Consider the following 326-nt stretch of genomic DNA (forward strand, 5'->3'; position numbering starts at 1 on the left):
AACTTTGATAATTTCTTTTGAGCTTGTCATATCGAGTAGCTATTCCTCTAAATTGCTTTAATCTACAAAACATATTTTCAACTAAATGCCTGATTTTATATAAATACCAGTCCATATGGTCATTGTTCGATTGGCTATTCGTTTTCTTTGGTATATTCGCTTTAGTCCCTGTTTTCCTGATCTGTTCACGCAGTGGTTCTGAATCATAGCCTTTATCTGCACATACCACTTTTGTCTCTTTTAAATCTAATGTTGATATTAAATCAGGCGCAACTTTAACATCATGTGTGGTTCCATCGGTAATCATGAAATCAATAGGATTGCCA

The 326-nt window shown here is 34.0% G+C and carries 1 pseudogene; it reads right to left on the reverse strand.

Annotated features, from left to right (window positions below):
* Nucleotides 1–326: pseudogene (locus ACEWB7_RS18820) on the reverse strand (IS5-like element ISAba31 family transposase); the annotation flags it as partial.

Origin of the sequence: Acinetobacter sp. NIOH-H-8 (genome assembly GCF_046635365.1) — a bacterium.
Taxonomy (GTDB): Bacteria; Pseudomonadota; Gammaproteobacteria; order Pseudomonadales; family Moraxellaceae; genus Acinetobacter.